This is a genomic window from Photobacterium carnosum, assembly GCF_021236965.1.
In the GTDB taxonomy this organism is placed as follows: Bacteria; Pseudomonadota; Gammaproteobacteria; order Enterobacterales; family Vibrionaceae; genus Photobacterium; species Photobacterium carnosum.
On the sequence record NZ_WMDN01000002.1, the window covers coordinates 99685 to 115117 of the forward strand.

Sequence of the window (15433 nt, forward strand, 5' to 3'; positions counted from 1 at the left end):
TTGTTATGATCAATCGCGTCTCAACCGCCAGTCAGTACCAAAATCTGACCTCCAACTTAATGCGTAAGCAAGGCGAGCTTAATCAAACTAATGGTCAACTATCCAGTGGTAAACGGGTTGAAACCGCAGGGGATGATCCGGTGTCATCAGTGACGATTCAAAATTACCGCCAACAGCTTACTCAAATCGATCAATATAACGGTGCGATAACTCTCGCAAATAATCGTCTTCAGACTATAGAAACTGCGATTGCGGGGGTTGAAGACAACCTTGGTGCGACTAAGCAAAAAGTGCTCGGCATGATCAATGGTGCAATGGCGAGTAGCGACCGTACTGCATTTAAAGATGAATTAATTAGCTTACGTGATGGTTTACTTGAACTAGCTAATAGCCGTGATGAAGCGGGTAACTATGTGTTTGCCGGTAATCAATCGGATACAAAGCCGTTTATGGAATCCACTGATGGCAGCATGGATTATCACGGTGATAGCCAGTCGCGTTATGCCCAAATAGATAAATCAGTTAACGTAAAAACCAGTTTACCCGGCGATCAATTATTTACCGATGTTCCTAATAATTACGGTGATTTTCGACCAGTATTTAGTGATAAAACCGCTACTGCTGGTGGCTTAACTGATGGTTCTAAACTGCATTTACTCTCTGCCACTACCAGTGATTTTAGTTCAGCTGAAGCTATTGAAGTGAGTTTCAATGAAGTTGATGTCGCAGCGGCGGATGGTACAACAACCAAAGAGATGCAATATAACTTAACCGTTGGGGGCAAAGTCGTCGCTGCAAATCAAGCTTATGATTCAGAACAAGGCATCGTTTATAAAGATCCTGTAGCTGCCGATAGCACCACTCTTAATTTAAAATTTGGTGATATCAGCAGTGGCGATAATATTAGCTTAAAGCCAGCCCAAACCATCAATATTTTTGATTCAATTCAGAGTGCGATTGATAACGCAGAGCGTCCAACTTCATCCCCTGCGGCAGAAGCAAACTTACAACGAGTGATTGATGATCTCGACAGTGGTTTTGTGCATATGAACCAACAGCGTTCAGAAGTCGGTACCATCATGCAGCAGGTTGATCGCCAACAAGAGCAGCATCTTGATTTTGAGTTGACCTTAAAGCAGGCCCAAAGTGGGTTAGAAGATCTTGATTACAGCAAAGCAATCATGGATATGAATCAACAAATGATGGCGCTGCAAGCCTCGCAACAAGCGTTTGGGCAAACCAAGCAATTGTCATTGTTTAATTATATTTAAGGTTTAGGGGCGAGGGCTATCCGTGATCTATTCACGCGTGCTTGAGCCTTAAAGAAGCCAGTGAAGCCTTTTAATAGGTATTCAAAATATTAATTCTACAACGTACTAACAGTATATCCCTTATCTCCTTCGTAACCGTACTGTGGGGAATGACGCGGGAGTGATTCCTGTATTAACCCCACATTTAAAATTCTAAAAATAATCCTAAAGCTTCTTAAAACGGTGCCGTTAACTTTAGCACAACAGATAAAACTGTCTTCGCCCGGGATTGCTGGGTATCAAATTAAGGAGCAACAACTATGGCTGTTACAGTTAATACTAACGTTTCTGCAATGACCGCCCAGCGTTACCTAAATGGTGCAAGCAATGGCGTCGCAAGTAGCATGGAAAAACTATCATCAGGTCTACGCATTAACTCTGCCAAAGACGATGCTGCTGGTCTGCAAATTTCAAACCGTTTAACTAGCCAAACTAACGGCTTAAACGTAGCAATGCGTAATGCCAATGATGGTATCTCAATGGCTCAAACTGCTGAAGGTGCGATGTCAGAGTCAACAAATATTTTGCAGCGTATGCGTGATTTATCATTACAAGCAGCTAACGGCTCAAATTCTGGTGATGATCGTGCAGCTATGCAAACAGAAGTCAGTGCACTGCAAGAAGAATTAACACGTATCTCTGAGACAACAACGTTTGGTGGTCAAAACTTACTTGATGGATCATTTGGCACTAAATCATTCCAAATTGGTTCTAATGCAAATGAAACTATTGAAGTTTCTTTAATGGATATGAAGTCAACATCAATTGGAAATCATAAAATAGATTCCGCAGGAACTGGATTTGGTGCACAAACCGCGACTGCAGATTTAGCTAAAACTGCGACTGATGATCTTACTATTAATGGTAAAGCTGTACCTGTAGCTGTTGGTACTGGTGTTACTGGTGTTGCTGGTGCGATAAATAGTTCAGGTACAGGTGTAAAAGCTGAAGCCAAAGTAGATACAAAAATTTCTAACTTTGATTCTACTACAGATGGTATTTTAAAAATTGGTACTGATACTTTTGATTTGTCAACTTATGCTGGTGATACTGAGAAGTTGGCTGAAGATATTAATAAAGCAGGACATAAAGCTAAGTTTGATAGTACTACAAAGGAAATGTCACTATCAGCAACTGGGGTCGATGGTGTACAAATTACGGGTAAGACTGCGGGCACTGTTAGTCTAGGAGGAACGGCTGTTACTGATAATGCAACACTAAACTCTACATTAAAGTTAACATCTGGCGATGATATTACTTTAGGTGGTACAGATAAGGCAGTGATAGCTGGTTCTGCAACTTCAAAATTAGTTTCTATTGCAGAAGTTGACTTAACGTCTGGTGTTGATGGCAGTGGTGCACAAGATGCATTAGAAGTTATTGACGCAGCAATCGCCGGTATCGACTCACAACGCGCAGATTTAGGTGCGGTACAAAACCGTTTTAACCATACGTTGAGCAACTTAGCGAACATTACTGAAAACGTAACAGCATCAAACAGTCGTATTAAAGATGTCGATTTCGCATCAGAAACTACCAACATGACCAAGAATCAAATCTTGCAACAGGCAAGTACTTCGATTCTTGCACAAGCAAAACAAATTCCACAATCTGCGCTTAGCCTACTAGGTTAATTCGTAATCGTGTCGTGCCTTGCTTGGTATATCAAGCAGGGCATTGTTGTATTTTAATCGCTAACAAATATGCTCAAGGAACTGGCTATGGCGATCAATCCTCTTCCGCCCTTATCTCTATATCATCCTCATGATGTTCAATCTCCTGTTGATAATATTCAACTGTCAGAGGCTCTCGGTAATAACTTGCCATTACAGCAAACTGTCAATAAAACCGAAACGACTAATAATGATGACAATCCGCTTAATTCATTCAATCTTGATAATCACGAAGAGCAAGAGCGAATTAAGCAGATTGAACAAGTATTACAACAGGTTAATCGCAGCTTGCGGTTTCATATTGATGATGACAGTGGCAAACAAATAGCCACTATTGTTGATAAAGAAACCGGTGATATTATTCGCCAAGTTCCGGCACAAGAATTGCTAGATTTAAACAAAAATTTAGCCAAGCATAGCTTGAGTTCTTTAAGCCGTACTGTGTAGTTAAAGAGGCAAATTATGGGATTAAGTGCAGGTGGTTTAGCGTCTGGATTAGATGTTGCTGGAATGACGCAACAATTAGTCGCAGCAGAACGTGCCCCGAAAGAACAGCGGATCAAAGAACAGCAGCAAAAGCTAGAAGTTCAACTGAGTGGCTATGGGCAAATTAAATCTACGGTTTCTGGTTTAGAGGAAATGGTCAAAAAATTTGCCGAAGATAAAGTCTTTGCTGGTCAATCGGCAACCTCATCTGAAAGTGGTTTTGTTGGTGTTGAAGCCTCTGCTGATGCACAAAATGGTAGCTATAACATTGAAGTGCTTGCGTTAGCTAAATCCCATAAAGTGATGTCAAATAATTCATTTGATTCTGATCCTAAAGCGGAACTTGGATCGGGAACATTAGATATTACCATTGATGGAAAAACGCTATCACTGGATATCAATAAAGAAAAAAGCAGCCTTAAAGATATCGTTAATGCGATTAATAATGCCAAAGATAACCCCGGTGTGACCGCAACCGTTATCAATGATGATAAGGGCGCGAAGATCGTTTTCTCAAGTTCAGAAACAGGAAAAGATCAACAAATATCGATTGATGCTTCTAAGATGACTGGGGAGTTAGCTAAATTAAGTTTTGATCCTGCTAATCCAACTGCTAATGCTGAAATGGTACAAATGCAGGCAGGTGAAGATGCTCAAATACGGATTGATAATCATACTGTCATTAGTAGTGGTAGTAATAAGATTGAAAATGCGATTGAAGGTGTAACGCTTGATCTGAAAAAGCTAACAGATACCGATGATGTTAAGCACGTTACGATTGATATTTCCGATAATACCAAAGATGCAAAATCGTCACTTGAAGGTTTTATCGAAGCCTATAATGGTTTGATTGATACCGCCAATAATCTCAGTAAATACGATGTTGAAAAGAAAACCAGTGGCCCGCTAAATGGTGACAGTTTAACCCGTTCGATCAGTAGTCAAATGCGAAATTTGATGAATAAAACCATTGAAGTTGATGGTCAAAGCTATAGCTTGAGTGATCTTGGAATCACCACTGATCGTTATGGCAAAGTTGAAATTGATGATAAAAAGTTCGACGAAGCATTAAAAGATAATTTTAAAGCCTTTAATGCGTTTTTTCATACTGAAGATGATGGTTTTCTTGATCAAGCAGAAGGTATTTTTAAATCATTTACCAGTTCAACGGATGGTGTGTTAACCAATAAAGAAAAAACCATTAAAGAACAACAAACTCGGCTTGAAGATGATATGACGTCACTCAATGAGCGCATGAAAGCTTATGAAGAACGTACTTATCAGCAATTTACTGCGATGGATGCAGCGATAGGGAAAATGAATAATCAGCTCAATACTATGATGAGCTTGATGGTCTTTTAAAATGGATAACACATGCAGCAACTAACCCAATTAGAACACCAAATTGAACAATTATTACTCGCGGAAGATTACCCTGATGATTTTCCGCAGCAGCTTGAAAACTTAGTCGCCTTGCGTCATCAACAAGTGGAAATTGTGCTTAAACAAGCAGATCTATCACGGGCAGTGTTTGATGATGTGGTGGTACGTACTCAAGCAATGAAAGCGTTATTACAACAACATAAAGATCGTATTGGCGCGCAGTTAGTACGTTCGAAAAAAAGCCAAAAATCATTATCGCTCTACAGCAATATTCAACAACACGGACAATAACCTCTAAACCCAATGTTTATTGATAATGTCTCGCAACTAAACAAAGGATAACAACATGCGTGGTTCTCTTCAGGCATATAAGCAAGTTTCAGTGAATGCACAACTCGCCAGCGCCTCTCCGCACCGTATCATTCAAATGTTATACGCTGGGGCGATAGAACGCCTGATTCAGGGCAAGGCTGCAATGGAACAAGGTAATATTGCGGTTAAGTGTGAACGTTTAACGAAAGCGTTAGATATTGTATTAAGCCTGCGTGATTGTTTATCAATGGAAGATGGCGGCGATATCGCTAAAAATCTTGATGCGCTTTATGATTTTATGGGCAGTGAAATTTCTCGTGCTAATGCTGAAAATGTCACTCAGCCTATTGATGATGTCATTGGTATGCTACGTGAAATAAAGTCAGCTTGGGATCAAATTCCAGCGGAATATCACTATCTTACTGAAACAAATTAACTGTTTTTGGGTGTCGGTAACCATAATCAGTGTTATCGATAACCCTTTTTTTTAGTATTTTTAGCTTTAAATTGGTATAAAACATGATCAATTTCATTGTTATTTGTATTGGTGTCACAGCTTTTACATGTCAAATCTTGCCTTATGATATGCATTAATTACAATGTAACCACTCTCTTCTTGATTGTTGTTCTATTCATTACATTGAATATACCGTCAGGGTGTACTCTTATAAAGGCAATATCCATCTATGGACGGTTTAGTAAATACGCTTGTTATTGATGACGACCCACAGCAATGTCATGATTTAAGTGTCATTCTTAATTTTATGGGGGAGCATCATAGCGCGCTGTCATCGCAAGATTTGTCCATGTCATTATGGGATCAGCCATGGGGTGTGTGCCTGCTGGGAACAATTACCAATACTAAAAAGCTCAATAGCATTATAGAAAAATTTAAAATGCATCCGCAGATCCCTGTAGTTGCATTAACTAATCACCATGAGTTATTGGTAGAATTACCCAATTATATTGGCGACCTTAAATTCCCGTTACATTATAATCAATTAGCTGATGCCTTTCGTCATTGCCAAGAATATTTAGGTAAGCTTACCCATCAAGTACCGTCGTTAGGTCGTAAAAACATGCTGTTTAGAAGCATGGTAGGGCGAAGTAAAGATATTAGTAATATTCGTCGCTTGGTTGAACAAGTGGCTGCTTGCGATGCGAGTGTGTTGATTTTAGGTGAATCGGGTACGGGTAAAGAAGTGGTTGCGCGTAATGTGCATTATCATTCTGAACGAGGCAAAGGTCCGTTTGTGCCGGTTAACTGTGGCGCTATTCCTGCTAATTTACTTGAAAGTGAATTATTTGATCATGAAAAAGGCGCTTTTACTGGGGCTATTTCAACCCGTAAAGGTCGATTTGAATTAGCAGAAGGCGGTACATTATTTTTAGACGAGATTGGTGATATGCCAATGTCGATGCAAGTGAAGTTATTACGTGTATTGCAAGAACGTAGTTTTGAGCGCGTGGGTGGCAATCACACCATTAAAGCTAACGTGCGTATTGTAGCGGCAACGCACCGAGATCTTGATAAAATGATCGCGGATAGATTATTCCGTGAAGACTTATATTACCGCTTAAATGTATTCCCAATAGAGATGCCTGCTTTACGGGATCGTATTGAAGATATTCCGTTATTATTGCAAGAGTTGTTAACTCGAATGGAAGCTGAAGGTGCGAAACGGATCCACTTTACGCCTCGTGCGATAGCCTCATTAATGCTGCATGATTGGCCGGGTAATATTCGTGAGTTAGCCAATTTAATTGAACGGTTAACGATTCTTTATCCTGGTGAAATGGTGGATGTTAATCATCTACCTATGAAATACCGTCATAGTCAGCTACCTGATTTTGTACCTGAAAATAGTATTGTTTCAATTGAAGAACAAGAGCAGCAAGCGTTAGCGGATATGTTTGCAGCTGTCGATGCGGATACCACCGTATTGGGTAGTGATTTACCACCAGAAGGTCTCAACCTTAAAGAGATGCTGGCTGAGTTGGAAGTTGAAATGATCCGCCAAGCATTAGATGCGCAATCAGGTGTTGTTGCGCGTGCTGCAGATATGTTAGGTATGCGTCGTACAACGCTAGTTGAAAAAATGCGTAAATATGGGTTATCAAAAGACAGTTAATTTACAGATTCCATATTGATAAAAAAAGCCATCGTCATTAATTTGACGATGGCTTTTTTTATGTCATTTTAAACATAGATATTTATATAAGTACGGATGAAATATTGTTGATAGTTATATTTAATGGGTTAACACGATAATAAATTAGCATTGAAAAATAAAAAACACTGCGCATAATCATAAAAATGTCACTAGTGTCATAAAAATGGCACTATGTTTTATTGTTTTTAATTGTAACCACATGATAAACAACGATTAAAAATGGCATGCAAATTGCTTTAAATCTTGTTGTTGCTGTCTGTTGTAGGTTAATCATGAATGAGCCATCCATAACATTATTGGCGTTAAACCAACAAGTTGAGCGTTATCAACAAGTATTACAAGTGATGCCTGTTGCCGTTATTTTATTGGATGAAAAAGGCGTGATTAGTGAAGCTAACCAAGAAGCCTTACGCTTACTTGGCGAGCCATTAATCGGGCAGCGTTGGGGCGATATTATTCAACGCAGTTTTGCACCTCAAGATGATGATGGGCATGAAGTTTCCCTGCGTAGTGGCCGTAAAGTAAAATTAGCCATTTCAGCGTCAGCGGCTGGGCAGTTAATTGTGATCACTGACTTAACCGAAACTCGGCAATTACAATCACGGTTAAGTGAAATGCAACGGTTGTCATCACTAGGGCGGATGGTGGCATCTTTAGCTCATCAAGTGCGTACTCCGTTAGCAAGTGCATTATTGTATGCGGCTAACTTAGCGTCATCAGGGTTAACCTCCGCTACTCGACATCGTTTTCAAACTAAGCTAGTGGATAGACTGTACGATCTTGAAAAACAAGTTAACGATATGCTGTTATTTGCCAAGGGTGGCGATAATAAAGTGGTGAGTGAATTTACGATTGAAAGTTTACTCAACAGTTTAGAAGCAATGATAGAAGCACAAGTTCTGAGCCATGATGTCGATTTTAGTATTGATTGTGATGATGAAACATTACGCTTAATGGGCAATGAAAATGCGTTAGCGAGCGCGGTGGGTAATTTGATCACTAATGCAATTCAAATGGCAGGGAAAGGTTGTCGAGTTGCAGTGTACTGTCAGCAACAAGATCAAATGTTACTACTGAGTGTGACTGATAATGGCCCCGGGATTGCGGAAGAAGATCATCAAAAGGTGTTAGAGCCTTTTTATACCACTCGCCAACAAGGGACAGGATTAGGGTTAGCTGTTGTACAGATGGTGGTATCAGCCCATAACGGTAGCTTGAGATTAAGTTCACAACTTGGATCTGGGGCAACTTTTACCTTGCAGTTACCCTTAGTTTTATCCGCTTAAACTGCATAATGAATCGATTTAACTATGGAGAGTAAAGCATGAGTCAAACGCGAGTATTAGTCGTAGAGGATGACGAAGGTTTGCGTGAAGCATTAGTCGATACGTTAGCATTAGCTGGCTATCAATGGATCGAAGCGGAAAGTGCGGAACACGCGTTAGTACTACTGAAATCTGAGTCAGTTGATATCGTTATTTCGGATGTGCAAATGGCGGGTATGGACGGATTAGCCTTACTGCGCAGTATTAAATTACAGTGGCCGAAAATGCCAGTGTTATTAATGACCGCCTACGCCAATATTGAAGATGCTGTTGCAGCGATGAAAGACGGTGCGATTGATTACATGGCGAAGCCGTTCGCCCCACAAGTATTACTCAATATGGTGGGCCGTTATGCGCCGATCAGACCTAACCCTACCAATACTGTGGCTGCTGATCCTAAAAGTCTGCATTTGTTAGCGATGGCTGAAAAAGTTGCGAAAACAGATGCTAGCGTAATGGTTTTAGGCCCCAGTGGGTCGGGTAAAGAAGTGCTGTCACGTTATATTCACGAACACTCTTCACGCAGTAATGGTCCTTTTGTTGCCATTAACTGCGCGGCGATCCCTGAAAATATGCTAGAAGCGATGTTATTCGGCTATGAAAAAGGGGCATTTACAGGCGCGGTACAAGCGTGTCCTGGCAAGTTTGAACAAGCCCAAGCTGGTACGATTTTACTCGATGAAATCAGTGAAATGGATGTTAACTTACAAGCTAAATTATTGCGAGTATTACAAGAGCGTGAAGTTGAACGCTTAGGCGGACGTAAAAGCATTAAGTTGGATGTGCGTATTATTGCGACCAGTAACCGTGATTTGAAAAATCATGTTGCCGATGGTCTTTTTCGTGAAGATTTGTATTACCGCTTAAATGTCTTTCCAATCACATGGCCCGCCTTAACCGAACGTAAAGGCGATATTATGCCATTAGCACAGTTATTTTTACAACGCCATGCAAGTCAACAAGGGATGGCTATCCCTGTAATTGCGCAATGTGCGCTCAATAAATTATTACAATATACATGGCCTGGAAATGTGCGTGAACTTGATAACGTGATTCAACGCGCGTTAATCATTCACGATAACCTTATGATAACTGAGCAACATATTCTGATTGAAGGGCTTGATTGGTTACAGATGACTAATATGGCTGTAGCGTCTAAAACTGCGGTTGTCGACACTTCAACGATGGCTGTGGTGGCATCAAGTACAACAGATAGCTTAGGTAATGAATTACGCGGCCAAGAATTTAACATTATTTTAGACACGCTAGTGACTTGCCAAGGTAACCGTAAAAACATGGCCGATAGGTTGGGTATTAGTCCGAGAACACTACGTTATAAATTAGCCAAAATGCGCGATGCGGGTATTGAACTGCCAGCATAAAGTGATTGGTGAGACACAATGAATATCTTTTTAGTAGCAATAAAAATAGTGAGATTCTGGTATGAAAGTTAATGGATTAGCGGCCGAAATGCAGACGATGCGTTTAGATGCTCAAAATAGTATTCGCCCTGCGACGGGGCAACAAGTTAGTGCTGATTTTGGTAATTTATTAAATGATGCCATTAAGTCGGTGAATACGCTTCAAGGTCAATCGAGTGATTTAGCCACTCGCTTTGATCAAGGTGATCGTAGTGTGTCGTTATCTGATGTCATGATTGCGCGTAATAAATCCAGTGTTGCGTTTGAAGCTACTGTACAAGTGCGAAATAAAATGGTGCAAGCTTACAAAGAATTAATGAATATGCCGGTATAAGTATCGTCGTTATCTGTCGGTGTGATAGCGCCTAATTTGTTATATGTGTGAGAAATAAAAGTGTCAGATCAAATTGTTAATCAACAAGTTACGATTGCAAATAGTAATACTTCGCCGATATTACGCGCTGCTGGTCAGGATCCCGATCTTACAGAAAAGAAAGCATCGCGTACTGACAGTATTTTAGGCAATCTTGATCTGTTACGGCAGGTTATTTTAGTGCTATCGGTTGCGATTTGTGTTGCATTAATCGTGATGATGATAGTGTGGATAAAAGAACCAGAAATGCGCCCATTGGGTAGCTATGAAACTGAAGAATTGATCCCTATTTTGGATCACTTTGATCAAAAGAAAATCAATTATCAACTTGATGGTAATACTATTCGTGTTCCTGCGGATAAATATAGCAGTATTAAATTAGATTTAACCCGCAGTGGCCTAAATAGTCGTGCCGCTGAGGGCGATGATATTTTATTAAAAGACATGGGGTTTGGTGTTTCACAGCGGCTCGAAAATGAGCGTTTAAAATTAAGTCGTGAACGTCAATTAGCCCGTGCAATTGAACAAATCAGTCAAGTACGCAAGGCACAAGTGCTGCTGGCGATGCCAAAACAAAGTGTGTTCGTTCGTCATAATCAAGATGCCACCGCCACTGTTTTTCTGACCTTAGCATCAGGTGCTGCACTTGGTCAGCAAGAAGTTGATTCTATTGTTGATATGGTAGCCACCGCAGTACCCGGTTTACGGCCAACCCGTGTCACCGTTACTGATCAACATGGGCGCTTATTAAGCTCTGGTACTGAAGATCCTTCCTCAACGGCTAAACGTAAAGAATACGAATTAGAGCATAAACAAGAACAAGCATTACGTGAAAAAATTGACGCCATTTTAATGCCTGTTTTAGGCTTAGGTAATTACACATCCCAAGTCGATATAGCGATGGATTTCTCTGCGCTAGAAGAAACCCGTAAACGTTATAATCCCGCAACAGCTGCCACTCGAAGTGAGTTTACGCGTGAAGATAGCAATAGTGGTCAAGTGGTGGCAGGTATTCCAGGGGCATTAAGCAACCAACCTCCCGTCAGTAGTGCTATTCCTGAAAATATAAAAGACATGCAAGCTGGTACAAGCAGCGGCAATGGTCGCATGCACCGTGAATCCACCCGTAACTATGAGTTAGACACCACGATAAGCCATAAACGTGCTCAAACTGGTGTTATTGATCGGCAAACAGTCTCGGTTGCGATTGATTATAAATCGATTGTTGATCCTAAAACGGGCGAGATCACACGGGTGCCAATATCTGAAGCTGAAATTGTTAAAATCCGCCGTTTATTAATGGGAGGGATTGGTTTTTCAGAGGCGCGTGGTGATTTATTAGAAGTGCTATCAGTACCATTTGCTTTGCCGGAAGAGTTATTGTTGACGGATGTACCTATTTGGGAAAATCCTAATTTTAGTAGCTGGGTTCGATGGTTAGCGGCAGCGTTAGTTATTATCGTTGTGATTGTGGTATTGGTGCGTCCAGCAATGAATAAACTGTTATATCCAAATCAAACAGCCAATGGCACGCTGTTAGATGAAAATGGAGTACCGATTTTAACTCATAATAGCCATAGTGATGGCACCAGTTTAATTGGTGGTGATTTAGATTCTCACGAAAGTTTTGAATTAAGCAGTAGTAACTTAGATTTACCTAATTTACATAAAGATGAAGATTTACTTAAAGCGGTGCGGGCATTGGTTGCCAATGAACCTGATCTTGCGGCACAAGTAGTGAAAAGCTGGATGAATGAAGATGGCTAATGACGTAGCAACAATTGATAATAAATTTGATATTAAAAGCCTTAATGGTACGGAAAAAGCCGCGATTTTATTATTAAGTCTCAATGAGCAAGATGCGGCTAGTATTATTCGCCATCTTGAGCCAAAACAAGTGCAACGAGTGGGGGGATCGATGGCAAGCATGAAGAGCTTAAATCAAGATAAAGTTTCTAGTGTTCATCGATCATTTTTGGAAGAAATTCAAAAATACACCAGCATTGGTATGGGTAGTGAAGATTTTGTTCGTAATGCATTAGTGGCAGCATTAGGTGAAGATAAAGCCAATAACTTGGTTGATCAAATTCTAATGGGGAGTGGTTCGCGTGGACTTGATTCTTTAAAATGGATGGACCCACGTCAAGTTGCCAACATTATTCTTAATGAACACCCACAGATTCAAACTATTGTACTGTCCTATTTAGAACCAGAACAATCGGCTGAAATTTTATCGCAATTTCCTGAACGAGTGCGATTAGATTTGATGATGCGTATTGCTAATTTGGAAGAAGTACAGCCAGCAGCATTGCATGAATTAAACGACATTATGGAAAAACAGTTTGCGGGTCAAGCGGGCGCACAAGCAGCCAAAATTGGTGGTTTAAAAGCGGCAGCTGAAATCATGAACTATCTCGATAATAACGTTGAAGGATTGTTAATGGATCAAATTCGTGAAAATGATGAAGAAACAGCGATTCAAATTCAAGATCTCATGTTTGTATTTGATAACTTAATTGAAGTTGATGATCGCGGTATTCAAATTCTTTTGCGAGATGTCCCTCAAGAGCTATTACAAAAAGCCCTTAAAGGGGCCGATGATATGTTGCGTGATAAGTTCTATCGCAATATGTCTAAACGTGCGGGTGAAATGCTACAAGAAGATTTAGAAACCATGGGGCCGATTCGTGTGGCTGATGTCGAAACGGCACAAAAAGAAATTTTATCTATTGCGCGTCGTTTATCTGATTCAGGCGAATTAGTACTAACGGGTAATGGTGGCTCTGATGACTTTTTATAATAGCGTGGTTATGTTCTTCATCGCTACTCGATGTGAATGTCTATCATGAGCAATGAACGTCGTCGTGGTTTTATGCGAGTCTCAGAACATCAAGCGCAAGAGCTTGAACGCTGGGCATATCCTGATTACAGCCAAGATGGTGATCGAGAGCTTGAAAATGCACTTAATTATGATCATCAATATTATCTTGAACAGCAACAACCCGAGCCAGAACATGAGCTTGAACCCGTACCTGCACCATTAACCGCTGCAGAACTTGAAGCCATGCAGCAATCCGCTTATGACGAAGGGGTTGAACAAGGTCGTCAAGCTGGGCATAGCGAGGGATTGAGTCAAGGTCATGCTGAAGGTGTTACCGCAGGGCATGATGAAGGGCTTGCGCAAGGATTACAGCAAGGGCTTGAACAAGCACAAGCACAAATTGATCAACAAGTGGCGTTACTTGTTGCGGTGATGGATAAATTTACTGATCCGATTGCCAAAGTCGATAGTGAAGTAGAACAACAATTATTGTTATTGGTGAATGGCTTAACCAAAGCATTGATTCGCGTTGAAGTTAAAACTAATCCTCAAGTCTTACTCAATACTGTTCGCGAAGTTGTAGCAACACTACCGATAGCTGAGCGAGAAATTAAAATGCATTTACATCCAGAAGATGTTGCGTTAATTCATGCCAGTTTTGATGAGGCTGATCTGCAACAACGTAAATGGTCATTGATTGCGGAGCCTAGTTTACAACGAGGGGATTTACAGTTGGCGTGCGGCAGTTCTAGTGTTGATTATTTAATCGATGATCGTATTCAACATTCACTCACGATGTTTAATGAGTTGAACAGTAACTTAAAAGAACCTTCGTTATGACACTTGCTGAACGTTTAGGTCGCTATCAAACGACCAATACCGCTTGTAAACCCGTCGCCTCTGGACGCTTGGATCGTGTTGTAGGGTTAACCCTTGAAGCGATTGGCTGCCGCGCTCCCGTTGGTAGTGTGTGTAAAGTGGAAACCCTTAACGGGGAGTTAGAAGCTGAAGTGGTTGGTTTTGCCGGAGAAACGCTTTTTTTAATGCCAAGTGAGCAATTGTTAGGGGTAATGCCGGGCGCTAAAGTTACCCCTATTTTGCATAACAATGGTATTCCAGTCGGACCTGAATTGTTAGGGCGTGTTATTGATGGCATTGGTAATCCTCTTGATGGATTAGGACCTATTGTTACCGAACAACGGGCTGCATTTACTTCGACACCTATAAATCCTTTATCACGCAAGCCCATTAAAGAGCCACTTGATGTTGGTATTAAGGCTATTAATGGTTTATTGACTGTCGGAAAAGGACAGCGAATTGGTCTTTTTGCTGGTTCTGGTGTGGGTAAATCGGTCACGTTAGGCATGATGACTCGTGGTACCAGTGCGCAAATTGTGGTGGTGGGGCTTATTGGCGAACGTGGTCGAGAAGTAAAAGAATTTATTGATGAAATCTTAGGTAAAGAAGGGCGTGAACGGGCAGTAGTGATTGCGGCTCCTGCCGATGCTTCGCCGTTGATGCGCTTAAAAGGCTGTCAAACCTCACTCACCATTGCCGAGTATTTTCGCGATCAAGGGTTTGATGTGTTATTGCTAATGGATTCATTAACCCGCTTTGCTCAAGCGCAACGTGAAATTGCGTTATCCGTCGGTGAGCCACCAGCAACCAAAGGTTATCCACCATCGGTATTTGCTAAGTTACCTGCGCTGGTGGAACGGGCGGGTAATGGTAATGAAAATCAAGGTTCGATCACCGCTTTTTTCACGGTATTAAGTGAAGGTGATGATCTGCAAGATCCTATTGCGGATGCTTCACGTGCGATCCTTGATGGTCACATTGTGTTATCGCGCGAAATGGCGGATGCGGGGCATTATCCTGCGATTGATGTTGAACGTTCCGTTAGCCGTGTTATGCCTGCCATTGTTAGTGATGAACACATGCTGATGTCTAAAGCCGTCCGTCAAATTTTATCTATTTGTCGTAAAAATCAAGATTTGGTTGCGATTGGAGCCTATAAACCGGGAACTGATGCAACCATTGATCAAGCTTTTAGCTTTAAACCTAAGTTAGACAGTTATTTACAACAAGAAATGAAAGAAGCCGTACCGTATGAAATGTGCGTCAATATGTTGCGATCCACATTAAGCGGTTAGTG

Annotated in this window: 14 protein-coding genes; all 14 read left to right on the forward strand. The window is 41.0% G+C overall.

What is annotated here, in order from left to right:
• Nucleotides 1–5 precede the first annotated feature (5 nt).
• The 14 genes from flgL to fliI all read left to right on the forward strand — a co-directional run bounded on the left by flgL (nucleotide 6) and on the right by fliI (nucleotide 15431).
• On the forward strand, nucleotides 6–1271 hold the full coding sequence (gene flgL / locus GLP24_RS02400) for a flagellar hook-associated protein FlgL (RefSeq protein WP_232615472.1): 1266 nt from the start codon (nucleotides 6–8) through the stop codon (nucleotides 1269–1271).
• A gap of 299 nt (nucleotides 1272–1570) precedes the next feature.
• Complete coding sequence (locus GLP24_RS02405; RefSeq protein WP_232615473.1) at nucleotides 1571–2944, forward strand: flagellin; 1374 nt, start codon at nucleotides 1571–1573, stop codon at nucleotides 2942–2944.
• A gap of 87 nt (nucleotides 2945–3031) precedes the next feature.
• Nucleotides 3032–3430, forward strand: coding sequence for a flagellar protein FlaG (locus tag GLP24_RS02410; RefSeq protein ID WP_232612680.1), 399 nt, complete (start codon nucleotides 3032–3034; stop codon nucleotides 3428–3430).
• Between the two features lie 15 nt (nucleotides 3431–3445).
• On the forward strand, nucleotides 3446–4831 hold the full coding sequence (gene fliD / locus GLP24_RS02415; protein ID WP_232615474.1) for a flagellar filament capping protein FliD: 1386 nt from the start codon (nucleotides 3446–3448) through the stop codon (nucleotides 4829–4831).
• Between the two features lie 12 nt (nucleotides 4832–4843).
• Nucleotides 4844–5143 carry a flagellar biosynthesis protein FliS gene (locus GLP24_RS02420; protein ID WP_232615475.1) on the forward strand — a complete coding sequence of 100 codons (300 nt, stop codon included), beginning with the start codon at nucleotides 4844–4846 and terminating at the stop codon, nucleotides 5141–5143.
• Nucleotides 5144–5198: 55 nt separating this feature from the next.
• Entirely contained in the window at nucleotides 5199–5600 is a 402-nt protein-coding gene (fliS, locus tag GLP24_RS02425; protein ID WP_101767284.1) for a flagellar export chaperone FliS, read from the forward strand.
• Between the two features lie 250 nt (nucleotides 5601–5850).
• On the forward strand, nucleotides 5851–7296 hold the full coding sequence (locus tag GLP24_RS02430; RefSeq protein ID WP_232615476.1) for a sigma-54 dependent transcriptional regulator: 1446 nt from the start codon (nucleotides 5851–5853) through the stop codon (nucleotides 7294–7296).
• 314 nt (nucleotides 7297–7610) lie between these two features.
• The gene (locus GLP24_RS02435; RefSeq protein ID WP_101767282.1) at nucleotides 7611–8624 is read left to right on the forward strand and encodes a sensor histidine kinase; all 1014 of its coding nucleotides are present in this window, start codon (nucleotides 7611–7613) and stop codon (nucleotides 8622–8624) included.
• A gap of 38 nt (nucleotides 8625–8662) precedes the next feature.
• Nucleotides 8663–10045: a sigma-54-dependent transcriptional regulator gene (locus GLP24_RS02440; protein WP_232615477.1), complete on the forward strand. Its 1383-nt coding sequence runs from the start codon at nucleotides 8663–8665 to the stop codon at nucleotides 10043–10045.
• Nucleotides 10046–10106: 61 nt separating this feature from the next.
• A complete protein-coding gene (gene fliE / locus GLP24_RS02445; protein WP_101767280.1) occupies nucleotides 10107–10418 on the forward strand; it encodes a flagellar hook-basal body complex protein FliE in 312 nt (103 codons plus the stop codon).
• Between the two features lie 60 nt (nucleotides 10419–10478).
• Complete coding sequence (fliF, locus tag GLP24_RS02450; protein ID WP_407951488.1) at nucleotides 10479–12224, forward strand: flagellar basal-body MS-ring/collar protein FliF; 1746 nt, start codon at nucleotides 10479–10481, stop codon at nucleotides 12222–12224.
• Nucleotides 12217–13257 carry a flagellar motor switch protein FliG gene (gene fliG / locus GLP24_RS02455; RefSeq protein WP_221942765.1) on the forward strand — a complete coding sequence of 347 codons (1041 nt, stop codon included), beginning with the start codon at nucleotides 12217–12219 and terminating at the stop codon, nucleotides 13255–13257. The genes fliF and fliG overlap by 8 nt, the downstream gene beginning before the upstream one ends.
• A gap of 45 nt (nucleotides 13258–13302) precedes the next feature.
• Complete coding sequence (gene fliH, locus GLP24_RS02460; protein ID WP_221942764.1) at nucleotides 13303–14118, forward strand: flagellar assembly protein FliH; 816 nt, start codon at nucleotides 13303–13305, stop codon at nucleotides 14116–14118.
• Nucleotides 14115–15431: a flagellar protein export ATPase FliI gene (fliI, locus tag GLP24_RS02465; RefSeq protein WP_232576849.1), complete on the forward strand. Its 1317-nt coding sequence runs from the start codon at nucleotides 14115–14117 to the stop codon at nucleotides 15429–15431. Before fliH ends, fliI begins: the two co-directional genes overlap by 4 nt.
• Nucleotides 15432–15433 lie beyond the last annotated feature (2 nt).